This is a genomic window from Devosia sp. A369 (genome assembly GCF_054489345.1).
In genome coordinates, this window is the sequence record NZ_JBTMWV010000007.1 from 1 (window position 1) to 16,571 (window position 16,571).

Genomic DNA, 16,571 nt, shown 5'->3' on the forward strand with positions numbered 1-16,571 from the left:
ACAGCCCGGTGCCATCCCACCACACGATCTTGATGCGATCCGCCCGTTTCGCGCGGAACACGTACAGCGAGCCGTTGAACGGATCGGCCCCCGCATCCCGAACCAGGCCGACCAGCCCGTCAGGCCCCCTCCTGAAGTCCACCGGCTGGCTGGCCAGGAACACCTTCACACCCGAGGGGATCATGCCGACCGAAGGGTTCGGATCACGCGGCGCAGATGCTCTTCGCTCACCTCATGCCCGACGCGCAGCGTGGCACCTGCGATGGCCACCTCGATCACGCCGCCCACAGCCTCGCCATCTCCGGTAGGCGCTTCACGCCGCCCAACCTGGCCATTGGCAATGGCTTTGCGGCGCCAGCCGAACACTTGAGAGGGCGCCATCCCATAGCGGCGCGCAATTGCCGACACGTTGGCATCCGGGGCAAGCGTTTCTTCCACGATCCGGGTCTTGGTCTCGTCCGGCCACCGCCGCCGCCCAACCGCAGGGCTGTGCTCCAATCGATCCGGCACAACCTCGAGCAACTGGAAACTTCTATCACTGGGCATAGGCGCAGACATAGGAACTCACATCGTCAGCAAAAGCTGCGGTGCCTATACCCCCCTGGGTAAGCCAATGTCAGACGGGATCGGCTTCGCGCTTACGATTGAACCGCTTCTACCGAAGAACAGCCCGGAGCGGGGGCGGGTGGATGATTGCAGGGTGACCAGCGTGCTTTGTCAACGGCGGAGCAAAAGTCGGCCATTGTGGCGGCGTAAAACCGGCCAGTGCTGGTGGTGAACGGATAGGTTAGCCGTTATGCGCCGATTTCGCCGGTGTCGGGGTCGTTGATCTCGGTGGCCTGGTTTTTCTCCGCCGCGGTTTCGGCGTCGGTGCGGTGCCGGCGGGCGGCGGATTGCTTAAGCCGGTAGACCGATCGATAGTGGTTACGCTGCTAATACGACCCTGCTCATTGGCTCGATTCGCAACGCCAGTCCTCTAGATGGGTGGTCAAACCGCCGGAATCGAACGGTTTTGAACCTGATGGTGAGCAAAATCACTCTCAGTGCGTGAGGTGTGGTGGCCCTAAAGTACTGGTACTTACTGGTATCCACTGGGACCTTGTGGGATCTCCACCAAAGCGGGGCAAGTCCAGGAAGTTACTTCCCCGGACTCCCGGAGCCGCGGCGGCTGGCCGAGAAGGCCTGAAGGCGGGATCCAAGAGGCGGCGAGGCCGGCACTCAAGTACGGCTTACGAGACAATTTGTATAGCTCGGATCATGTTGTGGCTGACGGGAAGCGAACCAGCACTTGGCAGATGCACGTTCAGCGCGGCAGGAGCATTTTTTGGTCGTGCGCTCGCTTCCTCAGACGGGGCTGCACGCCGTGCCGAACCAGTTAGGGAGCATCCCGCGGGGTTACCTGGCAGGTTTTCATCGCTTGCTAGGGCAAGTACATACCGCCGTTCACGTGCAAGATTTGGCCTGTCATATAACTGGCGGCAGAGGAGGCGAGAAAAAGCACTGGCCCGACGCAGTCATCAGGCGTGCCGAGGCGGCCCAACGGAATGGTGGCCTGCATTGCGTGCATGCGCTCTGGAGGAGTCGCGGCGTGAAAGGCTGTTTGTACTACGCCGGGAGAGATGGCATTGACGCGAATGTTGAGGCGCGCCAGGTCACGTGCCATGTGACGAGTCAGGTTGTGCACATAGGCCTTAGCGCTGCCATAGTGGCCCGAACCGCTGCCGCCGCCATCGACACCGGCGATCGAGCCGACATTGATGATGGAACCGCCGCCACGCTTGTCCATATGTGAAACGGCCGCCTGCGATGCAGCAATCACCGGGCGGACATTGAGATCGAGCGCTTCCTCATAGAGTGCGTCATCGAGGTCAAGAAACGGCATGCGACGGATCATGGCTCCAGCGTTGTTAAATAGGATGTCCAGTCCACCCAGGAGCTCAGCTGCCTGGTGAACGACCTTGGCCGGCACGCCGCGCTCGGAGATATCACCTTGAATCAGAAAGGCCTTTCCGCCACTGGCGATGATGGCGTCGGCGGCGGCCTGAGCAGCCGCTTCGCCGCGATTGTAGTGGAGCGCAACATGGGCGCCCTGCGCCGCAAAGGCCGTTGCCACGGCAGCGCCGATCCCACCGCTGGCGCCCATGACAAGAGCGAGCTTGCCGTCAAAATTCATCATGATTGGTTGTCCTCGATAGGTTGGGTGCGCCGGGCTCAAAAGCCGAACAGACGCTGTGGGTTGTCGGTCAAAATCTTGTTACGCTGGCCGGAGTTGGTCGTTGCGGTCCCGAGCCAGTGCAGGCCATGCTGGGGGCTTGGGGTCGGCGACACGTTGAGGTGTGGCCAGTTGCTCGACCAGAGGCACCGGTTGGGCGCCTGGGCGACGAGGCGGCGCGCCAGAAACGGCGGCTCGGCGCATTCCTCTGGCGTATTGGGTGCGGTGAGCGACACCCAGAAGTTGTCGCGTTCCACGAGCTCGAGCAGGGTGGCGATTTCGGGGCCATCAGGGTCGAGCGTTGCTGGGAAGGTGGTGGGATAGACATCCATCAGTACCTCGACCGGCAAAGAAGCCAGAAGCGGCGCATAGTCGACGATCTGACGACCATCCATCTGCACCTTGAGGTGCCAGCCGAGACTGGCAACGCGTTCGGCGACAGGAAGCATGTCATCCCAGCCCAGCACGCCAGCAAACATCATGAAGCGAACACCCCGCGCGCCGCGCCGGTGCATATCGGTGAGGGACTGCTCGTCGATATCTGCGGGAATGACGACGGTGCCGCGTCCGCTACCCCCCAGGGCATCAAGGCTGGCCAGCAGCAAACTATTGTCAAAGCCATAGCCGCTAGCCTGGGAGATCATGACGCGCGCTAGACCCAGTTCGACCTGTAGGGCGCGATAGGCGGGGAGCGGAGCATCGGGCAGCGTACCGGTGAAGCCGGGGCGAGGTGCCCAACCGGGTTCAAAGACATGGATGGCGCTATCGCAGGCGCCTGGGGGCAAGGCGAGCAGGGTGGTTATGGGCATAGGGTCTCTGGTTCTAACGACGCGGTAAATCGGCTTGCCGGATGAACTGGTGCTGGGCGGCGATGCGAAAGATGGCGTTGGGTGCGCCATAGCCCTGATAGAGGCGGCGTTCTACGATCTCGAAGAAGAAGGCGCCGCCGATCAACGGGCTATAGAGCTGGAGATAGCTGCCCTTGTCATCCTCGTCGTAGAGGATTTGGTATTGACGCAGCGCCGCCACGAAATCTGGTGCGAGCCCGAAACGGGCTTCCACATCGTCGTAGTAGTTGGGGGAGATGGTGAGCGGGGTAAAGCCATTGCTGGCCATGGCTGCTGCGGTGGCAAAGATATCGTTGGTGCTGAAGGCTAGATGCTGGATACCCGCGCCAAAGCTCTCGGAGACGAAATAGCCGGCAAGCGTCGAGCGGTTTTCCGCCCCATTCATGGTGATGCGCAGGCTGCGCGCGTCATTCTCGATGACCTGGCTGCGCACCAGCCCGGCGGGGTCGATAATATCGACGGGCGGCGTTTTGTGTGCGTCAAGAATTGAGGTGTAGAAGAGCTGCCAGGCGGCCAGCTCGTCATAAGGCATGGACTGGGCGACGTGGTCGATGCCGACCATGCCAGCGGCCCTGGCCGCAGGATCGGGCGCAACGGTGGCGAACTCCCGCTGCCAGAGCTCGGCCTGCTCACCCTTGCCGTCAAAGAAATACACCAGCCCGCCGCCGACACCGCGCACCGCAGGCAGGCCGATATTGCCGTGCCCCGCCGGCTGAAAGAAGGGCTCGGCGCCCATGACTTTGGCCCGGACAACGGCTGCGTCCGCGCTATCGACCTTGAGGCCTAGGGCGTAGGCCGAAAGGCCGCGGCTCAAAAATGTCGTACGGGCGAAGCCCGCGCGATCGGTATTGACCACGATGTTGATGCCGCCCTGGCAATAGTGGGCGACCTGCTTGCTGCGATGTTGGCCGGCATGCTGGAAACCCATGGCCTTGAGCAGGACCGTCAGCTGGGCGGAAGCCGCTTCATCGGCGGTGAATTCGACGAACTCGACCTTTTCTACGGCAACCGGCGGCGGCATGGCCGTAACGCGCATCGCCGAGGTTGGTTCGGCGCGCTTGACCACATCCATCAGGTTCATCAGCGAGCGCTGGCCGTCGACGGCAATGGTCTTGTTATTGGCGGCGCGGTACTGATCGTTGAAGATCTCGAGCGAGATCACCCCATCATAGCCGGTGGCCGCGACCGCCCGCATGAAGTCGACCACTGGCAGGTCGCCCTCGCCAGGCATGTTGCGGTAGTGGCGACTCCAATAAAGCAGGTCCATGTCGAATTTGGGCGCATCGGCCAGCTGCACGATGAAGATCTTGTCGGCAGGAATGGAGCGGATCGAATTGACATCAATGCCGCGCGACAGCGTGTGAAAGCTGTCGAGGATGATCCCAATATTTGGGTGGTTGGCTCGGCGCACCACTTCCCAGGCATCGCGATGATCGTTGATATGGCGGCCCCAGGCCAGGGCCTCATAACCGACGCGCAAATTGCGCCGGGCGGCGCGCTCACCCAGTTCGGCGAAATCCGCGGCGATCCGGTCGATACCGCCAAGGGCGACAGGAGAGGTACTGGAGCAAACCAGCATCAGCTCGGCGCCCAGCTCTTCCATCACATCGAACTTGCGTTCGGCGCGATCCAGTGCGCGGCTGCGATAGGGTTCGGGCATGCCCTCGAAATCGCGGAATGGCTGGAACAGGGTGAGTTCGAGTCCAGCATCGCGCACCATCTGGCCCACCTCGCGCGGCGAGGCATCGAACACCAGAAAGTCGTTCTCGAATATCTCGACACCATCGAATCCGGCGCGGGCAATGGCGTCGAGTTTGGTGGCCATATCGCCGCTAATTGACACGGTCGCGATTGACGTTCTCATCTGTCAGACCTGTGGGCCGGTCGCGGAAAAGGGAACAATCGGACCGACGTCTTCCCCGGGATTGCCGTTGATCGAATAGCCCCCATCGACGGCCCAATCAGCGCCGGTGACAAAACCCGAGCCGGGCTCGGCGAGGAAGCGGATGACCCGGGCGATTTCATGAGCCTCGGCCCAACGGCCGACTGCCGATCGGCCGGCAAACATGGCGTAATCGAGCGTGCCGAGCCGGATTTTCTCGCGCAGCACCTCGGTGAGTACATAGCCGGGCGACACCGAATTGACGGTGATGCCGCTACGTGCATTCTCCATGGCGAGGCCCCGCGTCAGGCCAGCAATAGCGGCCTTGGCGGTGGAATAGGCGGTGCGGCGGGCCAGGCCGACATGGCCGATGACCGAAGAGAGATTGATGATCCGGCCGAACCCTTGCTCGCGCATATCCGGAATGCACGCGGCCGACACGATGGCCGGGCCGCTGACATGGACCGACAGCATGCGATCGAAATCGTTTTGCGGCAGGGTGTGGTGATCGGCTGACACGCGCTGCATGATGCCGGCATTGTTGACGAGGATGGTGATCCTGCCCAGCGCCGCAACGGCCTGGTCGCGGGCGGCGCTGACCGAGGTCTCGCTGGTCACGTCCATGGCGACACCCATGGCGCGGACGCCATAGGTGGTGATGAGATGCTCGACTAGAGCATCGGGGCTCAACAGGTCTGCCAGCACAATGTCGGCCCCATGTGCCGCCATCTCTTCGGCCGTTGCCCGGCCAATACCGCCAGATGCTCCGGTAATGAGCGCAATCTGATTGCAGAGAGTGCCTTGTGCTGGTTGGGTCACCTGTCTGTGCTCCGCTTACTTCAGGTCGCTGATGCTGTCGCGGACAGCGGGATTGGCGAGATAGGTCGGGAACCGGCCCTGGAGCACGTCGACGACGTTCTGCGCGGTCTTGGTGCGGATCTCGAGCTCGGAATCCTCGGAATACCAAGCGGCGTGCGAGGACATGATCACGTTGTCCATGGTCTTGAACGGGTGGTCAGCCCGAATAGGCTCCTGCTCGAACACATCAAGGCCGGCGCCGCCGATCTTGCCGGCCTGGAGCGCGGCGATCAGCGCCGGCTCGTCGATCACCGGGCCGCGCGCAGTGTTGATGACGATGGTCGATGGCTTCATCAGCTCGAAATGGCGGGTGGTCAGCAGGTGCTGGGTTTGGGGCAGCAGCGGCACGTGGACCGACACGAAGTCGGAGCGGGCGCAGAGCGTGTCGAGGTCGACCAGATCAACGCCCATCTCGCGGGCCTTGTCCTTGTTGGCGTAGGGGTCGAACGCGATGACCTGAACGCCGAAGCCCGCCATCTTGGCAGCAACGCGCTGGGCGATATTGCCAAAGCTGACGAGGCCAAGGGTGCGGCCGCGCACGCGGTAGAGCGGCTTGACCAGCGTATAGTCCCAGACACCCTTCTTGACGGCATCGTTGAACTTGGTGATGCCCCGCGCTAGCGATAGCAGCAGCGCGATGGCGTGGTCGGACACTTCTTCGAGCGAACCATCGGGCACGTTTCCGATGCAGATGCCGCGCGCCGTAGCGGCGGCCACGTCGATGGTATTGAGGCCGATGCCGTAACGCGAGATGACACGGCACTTGTCGAGCGAGGCGATCACGCGCGGGGTCAGCTGGGCATACTGGTTGAGCAGGCCGTCAGCATCGGCGCAGGCCGCGATCAGTTCGTCCTCGGTTCTGGCCTGGTGTGGTGTCAGCGTGAAGCCGGCCTTGGCCATGACCGCGATCTCGGGCGCGAGATTGGAAAATTCGCTGTCGGTAACAACAATCTTGAAAGTCATCGAAAAATCAGGCTCCGAAACGGTCGTCGAGGGACTTGTGGAAGTCGAGGCCCACGATCTCGCTGAACTCGGCATAGCTGTGCTGGCTGCCGACCTTGGCAGGCGTGCCCTCAGCCTTGAGGCTGCTGAGGGCCTGGGCGACGGCGTGCGTGGCGGTGAACAGGGCGGTAACGGCGTAGAATACGACCGAGAAGCCCATTTCTTGCAGGTCTGCGGCGGTCAGCGCCGTGGTCTCGTTGCCATCCACGATCGAGACGACCTTGGGGCCCTTGACCGCCTTTGCGACGGCTTCGACTTCGGCGATCTTCTTGATGCCGTCCACGAACACCAGATCGACACCGGCGTCCTGATACATGTGGGCGCGGCGGATGGCTTCTTCGGCACCTACGGCGGGCATGGCGTCAGTGCGGCCAATAATCACCAGATCATCATTGCCGCGCGCCTCGATGGCAGCCTTGAGGCGCAGCACGTTCTCGTCGGCGTCCATCAGCTTGACGCCGGCCATCTGACCGCAGCGCTTGGGGGCGACCTGATCTTCCAAATGGATCGCGGCGACGCCGGCCTGGATATATTCGCGCACCGTACGGTGGATATTGGAGGGTCCGCCATAGCCGGTATCGGCGTCGGCAATGATCGGGATGTCGACGGCGCGCACCATGTTGCGGGCGTGCTCAGTCATTTCCGTCTGCGAGAGCAGGCCGATATCGGGCATGCCCAGACGGCTGGCGGTGGCGCCGAACCCGGTCATGTAGATAGCATCAAAGCCGGCCCGCTCAACGAGCTTGGCGGTGATGGAATCGGGGGCGCCGGGGGCCATGATGATCTGCGGTCGGGCCAGCAGGTTCTTCAGCTTTTGTGCTTGGTTCATCTTTGGTATCCTTGGGGTACAGGCGTGACAAGGGGAGCACGCGTCAGTCGCGCGCAATCATCTATTTGAATTTTCTAGGTTATTTCTGTGATGTGGGGCTCGTTGCCTCCAAGGCGCTCACATAAATTGCACCGGTGCGGTCCACGTGCAGATCCATCACTTCGCGGAAACCCTTCACATCGCCCTGTTCGACCAGATCGACGAACTGGTTGTGTTCGGCAAAGGAAATCTCGCGCAGGGATTCAATGGGGCGGGTCAGATGGTGGCGCAGTGCCGCGATCTGTCCGGCAACCAAAGCGTAGGCATCGGCGATGAAGGGATTACCCGAGAAATCGACGAAGGCCTGATGGAAGTTGGTGTCCAACTTGCCATACAGGATGGCGTCATCGTTCTCGCGCGCCTGGCCCATGGCGGCAACAGTCGTGCGGAGGCTCGCGACAAGACTGGCCTTATTGCGCTGGATGGCGAGTTCCATCGCGTTGACCTCGGTCAATTTGCGAAATTCGCACATCAGCACAACGTCTTCGACGGTCGGAATGAAGACCTGGCTCCCGCGCTTGGGCTGAACCGTGACCAGCCCCTGCATCTGCAGGATTACCAGGGCGTCTCGGACGGGGGTGCGGCTAACGCCGAAACTCTCCGCCAGCTTCTCCTCTGCTATGCTCTCACCCAGTCCGATCTCGCCATCGATGATGGCGCTGCGCAGGCGCACGGCAACCATCTCGGCGAGTGAGCGCGGCTGCTCAAGCTTCATGTCCTTCATGCTGCTGCCTCCTTGCGGCGGGCCTTCTTGTACAGCTTGAAGAGCACAGGGGTGAACCACAGCGCCAAAGTCAAAACACCAAGGCCGGCGGCAATCGGACGCTCGAAGAAAGGAGCGAGGGAGTTGTCGCCCTTGATCAGGGAGGTAATCATGTTGCGCTCGACCAGCGTCCCCATGACCAGGCCGAGTACGGCCGGGGCGACGGGTATCTCGTTTTCTTCCATCAGGTAGGCGAGCACGCCGACGACCAGCATGACGATAATCGAGGTGACCGACAGGTCGATGGCAAACGAGCCGACGATGGCAAAGCCCAAGATCAATGGCGCGAGGGCCGTCTTGGAGATCTTGAGGACTGGAGCGGCCACGATGATCGCGAGGATCCCGAGGGGCACCATCATCAGATTGGCGAGCATGAACACCATGAAAATGGCATTCACTTCGACGGCGTTGTTGATGAACACCATCGGGCCGGGATTGAGCCCTTTGACATAGAGCACGCCGATAACGATGGCGGTGATCGAGTCGCCGGGAATGCCGAAGACCATGGCCGGCACATAGGCACCGCTGAGAGCCGAGTTATTGGCAGCCCCGGAATCGACCAGGCCTTCTTCATAGCCGGTGCCGAATTTTTCCGGGTTCTTGGAGAATTTCTTGGAGACCGCGTAGGTGATCCACGCGGCAATGTCAGACCCGGCGCCCGGCAGGATGCCGATCAGCGTGCCGAGCACAGATCCGCGGGCGAGATTGCCTTTGAACTTCCACAGCGTCGAGCCCAGGCCCTGAAACAGCTCGGACACTTTGCTGATCGACTTTGCCTGCTCGACATTATCGCGATGGACGAGCGCCCGAATGACTTCGGGTATGGCGAAAAAGCCAATCAGCGCGGGCACGAACGAGATGCCGCTGAGCAGCGATTCCTGGCCATAGGTGAAGCGCGGATAGCCCGAGCTGCCGTCGAGGCCGACCGATGCGATCAGCAGGCCCACACAGAGCGACATGACGCTTTTGACGATGGAGCCGGTGCCCAGCATGATGGCGGCGCTCAACCCGAGCAGGGCCAGCCAGAAATATTCGAACGAGGTGAAATTCAGCGAGACTTCTGCCAGCTGGGGCGCCGCAATCATCAGCACCAGCGTGCCGAATACGCCGCCAATTGCCGAGGTGATCACGCAGAGGCCAAGCCCGAGGCCGGCTTTGCCCTTCTGGGACATTTTGTAGAGATCATCGACATAGGCCGCAGACGCGGCCGTACCCGGAATGCGGATCAGCGCGGTGGGAATGTCGGATGCGAAAATGGCCATGGCCGACATGGTCACGATGGCGCCGATGGCGGGAACGGGATCCATGTAGAAGGTGACAGGCACCAGCATGGCGGTGGCCATGGTTGCCGAAAGGCCGGGAACAGCGCCGATGAACAGGCCGAACAGCGCGCAAACCAGCATGACCGTCAGGTTGAACGGGTCAAAGACCAGCGGCAGGGCGTTGATAATGTTTTCCATGCCGCTCTCCTAGAACAAGGGGCCAGTGGGGAGCGGGACCAGCAGCAGCTTGGCCATGGCGTAATAAACGACACCGACAAAGCCGAGCGAAACCGCGATCCACACCGGCGAACGATAGCCCTGCACCCAGTAGAGTGCGAGCAGGATGACCGAGGCGCCGATGATGAAGCCGATCTGCTCGAAAAAGATCGCCAGCAGCAGCGAACCGAAGATCGCAATAGCCGCGGCGATGGTGCGCAAGGGGTGGCGCCAGCCTTCGTCGAACTGAACCAGGCGGCCGACGCCGGCCATGACACCCTTGCCGCTGATGATCAGCCCTCCAACGATGAACATTCCGCCGAAAACCATCGGAAAGGTACCCGGTCCGATGGCCTGTCCGGGCATGCCCGGGAAACTCGCAGCCTGCCAGACCGTTGCAATGCCAAGCGCGATAAAAACCAGCCCCAGAAGGCCATCATGAATACGCATCGTATCCCTCCCGTTTGGACGCGGAGGCCGCCAGGGGCGGCCTCCGCCAAGACTTACTTCGCCAGGCCAACGGCCTTGAGGGTCGTGCCCATCTGGGCATCGGACTGCGCCATGAAGGCTTCGAAGTCAGCGCCGGCAGTCCAGCGCATGTCATAGCCGCGGGCCGCCATGAAATCGGTATATTCGGTCTGCTGCAGCACCTTGCCGATGGCGGCCTGAAGCTTTTCGACGATTGCCGCGTCCACGCCTGCCGGGGCGACGATGCCGCGCCAAGACCCCAGCGCGAAATCAACGCCGGTCGCTTCGGTGAAGGTCGGCACGTCTGGAGCATCGACGCTGCGCTCGACGCCGAAGATAGCGATCGGCCTGATGCGGCCGGCATCCATTAGGGCCTGACCTTCGGGGAGCGACGCGGTGACGAAGTGCACGCCGCCGGCTGCCAGATCCTGCAGGCCTGGCGCTGCGCCTTCCGACGGCACCCAGGCAACGCGGGTCACCGGGATTTCCAGCGCGTTGAGCATGCCGGCGACAGCTAGGTGGTTGACGCCGCCCTGGGCGGAGCCGGAAGCCTTGAGCTCGCGATCCCCGCTGGACTTGATGGCTTCGACTAGTGCGTTGGTGTCGGCATAGGGACCATCGACGCGCACGAAGATAGCGGCCGGATCGGCATTGTAGAGCCCGATCGGGGTGAAGTTCTGATAGGTGATTTCGGTCAGGCCCTGATAGTGCATGCCGCCGATTTCGAGCGTCGCGATGCCGAGGGTGTAACCATCAGCCTTTGCATTGGCGATGGCCGAGTGGCCAACCACGCCCGAACCGCCGGTGCGGTTTTCTACGGGAACGGGGACGCCTAGTTCCTTTTCCAGCAGGGTCGCGATGATGCGGGCCGTGGCGTCCGTTCCGCCGCCTGCGCCCCACGGTACGATCATGGTTACCGGCTTGGTAGGAAAATCCTGCGCCAAGACAGCAAACGACGATGAGAAAATGGCGGCTGCAGCGAGCCCGGCTACAAATGTGCGACGCTTCGAGAACAGGGTCATGTATTCCTCCCGGAAATATTTTTCCGCGATTGCTTCGTTCGCAATCACGCTTGCATTCAGGATACTGCATACATAAACAAGAAATGTCAACGCAGGTATGCGCTGCACGCATCGCAGCGAGGTGACTGGGCGTCGAGCTTAAACTGGTGGTGCTGACGGGCGCCAACCGGGTGTTCCCGTCAGCACCCATGGCCGCCAGTTCTGGGCGGCCCTAGTTGGGCGCAAACGTGACATCTCGCCCATCCTGTCAATCGGCGCCGGATAAGGCCCCTCATCGGCGCCGAAAAGGCTCAAAGCCGCCCGACACGTTCTGGCCCCCATCCGGTTATCCCCGGCACTCACCCAGCCCGTTGCGGCCGACGAGGTTGCCGAGACGCTCGGCCCAGATCACCATGCGCCCGCCTGTCAATGGCATCATCGAACTGGCGGGGCCGGAGCCTTTCTGACTGAGCGATATTGTGGGTCGCGTTCTGGCGGTCAACCGCCCCGACCGCCGCGTCGCCGCCGCGCGACCGGGATTCGACGCGGTGATGCAGATCGCATCGAGCGGCACGGATTTTCAAGCGCCCTGGATCGCGTGGCGCTGCCTGGGTTGTCCCGAGGCCGATTATGGCGCTCGACGCACCGGCCAGCGAGCGCTGGCTGGTGGGCGCCTTCGTCGCCTTCTTGGACGGTTGGCTCAAGGATCGCGTCCAGCTTCGGCCGCGCCACCGGCTTGCTCCGCGATTGCCCCCGGGGGCAGCGAGAACCGTCACATCCTCAGCACACTATCCTGGGCTCAGCCCAAATACCCGAGCCACTTTCCGCCGGCTGCGTCCTTCAGCGAACACAAACCGCCGAACCGCTGCATAAACCTCCACTGCAAACATCTCCGACGGGCCCCGCAAAGAAGACGGTCTAGCCACTGGAGGGCTTTTGCGCCGCCCGCATCAGCACAAATGCCGAGGCTCCGTGGCCTAACTTCTCACCGCCCTGCACGCCCGCGACTTCTGTGCAGCAATTTCGACCTTCTGCATGCGGCCGCGTTGGACGGCGTCGGCGTAGCGATGTTGCCGGACTACATCGTGCGACGATCCCTTGCCAGCGGGAGCCTGCTCCATATTCTGCCTGATTGGAGCTCACAGCCTGGCACGATACAGGCGGTTTTTTCCTCGCGAAAAGGCTTAGTGCCGGCTGTTCGCGCGCTCATTGACTACCTCGCCATAGAGGTTCCCAGGAAAGTCGCCAGTGAGGCGTAATTTCGGATCGTCGCGCGCGACCTGCCAGAACTCGTATTGCGCACCGATACGACGCCGGCGGGCGTCACGACCGATCACATCGGTTTCTACGTCCACTGGCTTGCAATGTGCGTATCTCTGTATATCCCCGCTCTTCTGCTGCGCTGCACCCCGCCATGAAGCCCTTCCATGCCCGATGCATCCTTCACTTGTGCATAACAAGGTGCAGTGTTATGACTTTCTATAGCAGCGTAACCCATTGATATTGCTACGGTGAACGACTGAGTTTCTCCCTCAAGGGGAGAAGGGAAGAATTACTTGCTGTCGCGCGCCTTCACCTTGCGGCGGGCGGCGTGCAGCAGTGGCTCGGTGTAGCCGCTGGGCTGGTCGGCGCCGTGCAGGGCCAGATCGAGGGCGGCCTGGAAGGCGACGGACTGGAAGTTTTCGGCCATAGGGCGGTAGAGCGGATCGCCTTCGTTCTGGGTGTCGACCACGGCGGCCATGCGTTCGAAAGTGGCGGTGACCTCGTCGCGGCTGACGAGGCCATGACGCAGCCAGTTGGCGACGGCCTGCGAGGAAATGCGGCAGGTGGCGCGGTCTTCCATCAACCCGACATCGTTGATGTCGGGCACCTTGGAACAGCCGACGCCCTGCTGCACCCAGCGCACCACATAGCCGAGAATGCCCTGGGCGTTGTTTTCCAGCTCGCGGGTGATCTCGTCGCGGCTGAGCGCGAAGGGCGCCTGCACCGGCATGGAGAATAGCTCGCTGAGCGGCGGCACGGCCTGATTGTGGCGGCGCTGCTGGGCTTCGAACACGTCGATCTGGTGGTAATGCAGTGCATGCAGCGTGGCAGCGGTGGGCGACGGCACCCAGGCGGTGTTGGCGCCGGCATTGGGGTGGCCGGACTTGGCTTCCATCATCGCCGCCATATCGTCGGGACGGGCCCACATGCCCTTGCCGATCTGCGCCTTGCCGGACAGGCCGCAAGCCAGCCCGATCAGCACGTTGCGATCTTCATACGAGGCCAGCCAGCGCTCGGACTTGATCTCGTCCTTGCGCAGCACTGGGCCGGCTTCCATCGAGGTATGGATTTCGTCGCCGGTGCGGTCGAGGAAGCCGGTATTGATGAAGAAGACGCGGGCGCGGGCTTCGTAAATCGCAGCCTTGAGGTTGGCCGAGGTGCGGCGCTCCTCATCCATGATGCCGATCTTGACGGTGTTGGGGGCCAACCCCAGCATGGCTTCCACCGAGGCGAAAATAGCGCAGGCGAAGGCGACTTCTTCGGGGCCGTGCATCTTGGGCTTGACGATATAGACCGCGCCGGTGGTGCTGTTGACCTTGTCCTGCATGGCGCAGAGCACGGTGACGGCGGCGTCCATCAGGCCTTCGCCGATCGGCTTGCCGTTGAACAGCACAGCATCAGTCGTCATCAGATGGCCGACATTGCGCACCAGCAGCAGGCTGCGGCCCTTGAGGGTCAGCGGCGCGCCATTGATGTCCTTATAGGTCCGGTCGGCATTGAGCTTGCGGGTGACCGAACGGCCGCCCTTGTCAAAAGTGTCTTCCAGCGTGCCATTCATCAGGCCGAGCCAGTTGCGATAGACGCCGACCTTGTCTTCGGCATCGACGGCGGCGACGGAATCTTCGCAGTCCTGAATGGTGGTCAGGGCGGCTTCAACGATGATGTCGCTCAGGCCCGCCTTGTGCGAACCACCAATGACGCTGCCGGGCTCGATGACGAGGATGACATGGATGCCATGATGGACCAGCACCAGCTCGCCCTTGGCCTCGGTGCCGCCATAGCCAACAAAGGCGGCCGGATCGCGCAGGCCGGTACGGCCCGCCGTGGTATCCACCTCAAGGCGGCGCGTCTCGCCATCCTTGACCACGTGGTAGCCGGTGACGTCGCGGTGGCTGCCGGCGGCGAGCGGGAAGGTTTCGTCGAGGAAGCTGGCGGCCTTGTCGACCACGGCGGCGCCACGGGCGGCGTTATAACCCTTGCCCGGCGCCAGATCGCCATCGCGAGCGATGACATCGGTGCCGTAAAGCGCGTCATAGAGGCTGCCCCAGCGCGCATTGGCGGCGTTGAGGGCGTAGCGGGCATTAGAGACCGGGACGACCAGCTGCGGACCGCAGAGCGTGGTGATTTCGGGATCGAGGCCGGTGGTCTCGATGGAGAAATCGGCCGGCTCGGGAACGAGATAGCCGATATCCTTGAGGAAGAACTCATAGCCCTGCGGGTTATTGCCGACCGGGCCATATTTGCGGTGCCAGTCGTCGATCTTGCCCTGGATGTCGTCGCGCTTGGCGAGCAGACGCGCATTGGTCGGCGCGTGCTCGGCCACCAAGGCGGCAAAGCCGGTCCAGAACTGGTCTGCCGTTACCGACAGCCCGGCGAGCGCTTCTTTCTCAACAAAATCGACCAGCAGGGGATGAACCGAAAGGTCGGATTTCGTCAGATAGGCGCTCATTTTTGTTCCTTTTCAATTCTGGTCCGAACGCAATGTGGCCCCTCGCCCGCCGAGCGGGAGGTGCCGGATCACATTCGCAGCGGAGGCAGGGCCAACAGCAAAACTGGGGGCAGCCTAGGCCAAGCGCAAGTCGGTCACAACCCGCCCAAAGTCGACTTCACCCTTGCGCCAGCCACATAGACTTCAGCGATCGAACGATCGTCACCCAACGTCTGTAGCAGGAACAGTTCTTCAGCCAGGCCCGTCACAGTTGCGTGGCGCAAGGCCATGGCTGGGGTGGCGGCGGCGTCGAGCACCACCAGGTCGGCGGCATTGCCCGGCGCGATGGCGCCGATGGTGCCCTCGAGTGAGAGGGCGCGGGCATTGCCCAGGGTCGCCATGTAGAAGGAGGCGAAGGGATTGAGGCGCTGGCCGCGCAATTGCAGCACCTTGTAGCCCTCATCCAGCGTGCGCAGCATGGAATAGCTGGTGCCGCCGCCGATATCGGTGGCGATGCCGATGCGCACCCCGGCCTGGCGCAACCGCTCGCGGTCGAACAGGCCGGAACCGAGAAACAGGTTGGAGGTGGGGCAGAACACCGCGACCGCACCGGTTTCGGCCAGCACTTTGGTTTCGCGGTGATTGAGATGGATGGAGTGCCCGAGCAGGGTCTTGCGGCCGAGCAGGCCGTAATCCTCATAGATGCCGGTGTAATCCGGCGAGTCCGGATAGAGCTCCATCGAATAGGTGATTTCGTCGGCGTTTTCGCTGAGATGGGTCTGCACGTAGCAATAGGGATGCTCGGCGACCAGCGCGCGCGAGGCGTCGAGCTGTTCCGGGGTGGAGGTGATGGCGAAGCGCGGCGAGATGGCGTAGAGGCCCCTGCCCCTGCCATGCCAGCGTTCGATCAGCATTTTGGTGTCGTCGTAACCGGACTGGGCAGTGTCGCAGAGCGCTTCGGGCGCGTTGCGATCCATCATCACCTTGCCGCCGATCATCAGCATGTTGCGCTTTTCCGCCTCGGCGAAATAGGCATCGACCGATTGCGGGGCGCTGGAGCAATAGGCGGCGGCGGTGGTGGTGCCGTGGCGGATCAGCTCATCATAAAACGCGGTGGCGATGGCGGCGGCATGGCCCTGCTCGCTGAATTTCTGTTCGGCGATGAAGGTGTAGGTATTGAGCCATTCCAGCAGCGAGCCGGCATAGGAGGCGATGATCTGGCTCTGCACATAATGCAGATGGGTATCGATGAAGCCGGGCAGGATCAGATGCGGGCGGTGGTCGATCACTTCGGCCGACGCATCAAGGACGAAGTCCCCGACGGCGATGATCTTGCCGTCTTCGATGGTGATGGCACCGTCTTCGAGATAGCGGTAGCTGGCCGCATCATCGATCGCCTGCGGCTCGCTGATAAAGCTCAGCACCCGGCCGCGCAGAATGGTCCGGCTCATTGTCCCGATCCTTCGCGGAACCACTCGACCAGCAAAGTGCGCTCGGCAG

General features: G+C 62.3%; 15 protein-coding genes and 1 pseudogene. 1 reads left to right on the forward strand and 15 read right to left on the reverse strand.

Translation table 11 applies throughout. From position 1 onward, the window contains the following. The 13 genes and pseudogenes from tnpB to ACX3OZ_RS10710 form a co-directional block, all read right to left on the reverse strand. On the reverse strand, positions 1 to 184 hold a 184-nt coding region (gene tnpB, locus ACX3OZ_RS10650), incomplete at its 3' end, for an IS66 family insertion sequence element accessory protein TnpB (RefSeq protein ID WP_459104488.1). Next, positions 181 to 522 (reverse strand): transposase, encoded by a 342-nt coding sequence (locus ACX3OZ_RS10655; RefSeq protein WP_459104489.1) that lies wholly within the window; start codon positions 520 to 522, stop codon positions 181 to 183. The genes ACX3OZ_RS10655 and tnpB, both read right to left, overlap by 4 nt. 898 nt (positions 523 to 1,420) lie before the next feature. Then, on the reverse strand, positions 1,421 to 2,176 hold the full coding sequence (locus ACX3OZ_RS10660; RefSeq protein WP_459094708.1) for an SDR family NAD(P)-dependent oxidoreductase: 756 nt from the start codon (positions 2,174 to 2,176) through the stop codon (positions 1,421 to 1,423). A 35-nt stretch (positions 2,177 to 2,211) separates the two neighbouring features. Beyond that, positions 2,212 to 3,021: an amidohydrolase family protein gene (locus tag ACX3OZ_RS10665; protein ID WP_459104490.1), complete on the reverse strand. Its 810-nt coding sequence runs from the start codon at positions 3,019 to 3,021 to the stop codon at positions 2,212 to 2,214. 13 nt (positions 3,022 to 3,034) lie between these two features. Continuing rightward, entirely contained in the window at positions 3,035 to 4,924 is a 1,890-nt protein-coding gene (locus tag ACX3OZ_RS10670) for a bifunctional sugar phosphate isomerase/epimerase/4-hydroxyphenylpyruvate dioxygenase family protein (RefSeq protein ID WP_459104491.1), read from the reverse strand. A gap of 3 nt (positions 4,925 to 4,927) precedes the next feature. After that, on the reverse strand, positions 4,928 to 5,761 hold the full coding sequence (locus ACX3OZ_RS10675) for an SDR family NAD(P)-dependent oxidoreductase (protein WP_459104492.1): 834 nt from the start codon (positions 5,759 to 5,761) through the stop codon (positions 4,928 to 4,930). A 15-nt stretch (positions 5,762 to 5,776) separates the two neighbouring features. Then, positions 5,777 to 6,763 (reverse strand): C-terminal binding protein, encoded by a 987-nt coding sequence (locus ACX3OZ_RS10680; RefSeq protein WP_459104493.1) that lies wholly within the window; start codon positions 6,761 to 6,763, stop codon positions 5,777 to 5,779. A 7-nt stretch (positions 6,764 to 6,770) separates the two neighbouring features. Next, positions 6,771 to 7,631, reverse strand: a complete 861-nt coding sequence (locus tag ACX3OZ_RS10685; RefSeq protein WP_459094713.1) for an isocitrate lyase/PEP mutase family protein — start codon at positions 7,629 to 7,631, stop codon at positions 6,771 to 6,773. Positions 7,632 to 7,710: 79 nt separating this feature from the next. Further along, positions 7,711 to 8,394 carry a GntR family transcriptional regulator gene (locus tag ACX3OZ_RS10690; RefSeq protein WP_459104494.1) on the reverse strand — a complete coding sequence of 228 codons (684 nt, stop codon included), beginning with the start codon at positions 8,392 to 8,394 and terminating at the stop codon, positions 7,711 to 7,713. After that, positions 8,391 to 9,893, reverse strand: a complete 1,503-nt coding sequence (locus ACX3OZ_RS10695) for a tripartite tricarboxylate transporter permease (protein WP_459104495.1) — start codon at positions 9,891 to 9,893, stop codon at positions 8,391 to 8,393. The genes ACX3OZ_RS10690 and ACX3OZ_RS10695 overlap by 4 nt, the downstream gene beginning before the upstream one ends. Before the next feature lie 9 nt (positions 9,894 to 9,902). Next, positions 9,903 to 10,361 carry a tripartite tricarboxylate transporter TctB family protein gene (locus ACX3OZ_RS10700; protein WP_459104496.1) on the reverse strand — a complete coding sequence of 153 codons (459 nt, stop codon included), beginning with the start codon at positions 10,359 to 10,361 and terminating at the stop codon, positions 9,903 to 9,905. A gap of 53 nt (positions 10,362 to 10,414) precedes the next feature. Beyond that, positions 10,415 to 11,401 (reverse strand): Bug family tripartite tricarboxylate transporter substrate binding protein, encoded by a 987-nt coding sequence (locus ACX3OZ_RS10705; protein WP_459104497.1) that lies wholly within the window; start codon positions 11,399 to 11,401, stop codon positions 10,415 to 10,417. A gap of 678 nt (positions 11,402 to 12,079) precedes the next feature. Then, positions 12,080 to 12,270 (reverse strand): annotated as a pseudogene (locus tag ACX3OZ_RS10710) (IS21 family transposase); the annotation flags it as partial. Between the two features lie 69 nt (positions 12,271 to 12,339). Between ACX3OZ_RS10710 and ACX3OZ_RS10715 the strand changes: the two are divergent. Then, positions 12,340 to 12,639, forward strand: a complete 300-nt coding sequence (locus tag ACX3OZ_RS10715; RefSeq protein ID WP_459104498.1) for a LysR substrate-binding domain-containing protein — start codon at positions 12,340 to 12,342, stop codon at positions 12,637 to 12,639. A 293-nt stretch (positions 12,640 to 12,932) separates the two neighbouring features. Here the strand turns inward: ACX3OZ_RS10715 and ACX3OZ_RS10720 are convergent, their stop codons facing one another. Both ACX3OZ_RS10720 and guaD read right to left on the reverse strand, forming a co-directional pair. Continuing rightward, positions 12,933 to 15,092 (reverse strand): malate synthase G, encoded by a 2,160-nt coding sequence (locus ACX3OZ_RS10720; RefSeq protein ID WP_459095974.1) that lies wholly within the window; start codon positions 15,090 to 15,092, stop codon positions 12,933 to 12,935. A gap of 134 nt (positions 15,093 to 15,226) precedes the next feature. Then, positions 15,227 to 16,522 carry a guanine deaminase gene (gene guaD / locus ACX3OZ_RS10725; RefSeq protein WP_459104499.1) on the reverse strand — a complete coding sequence of 432 codons (1,296 nt, stop codon included), beginning with the start codon at positions 16,520 to 16,522 and terminating at the stop codon, positions 15,227 to 15,229. Between the last annotated feature and the right edge of the window lie 49 nt (positions 16,523 to 16,571).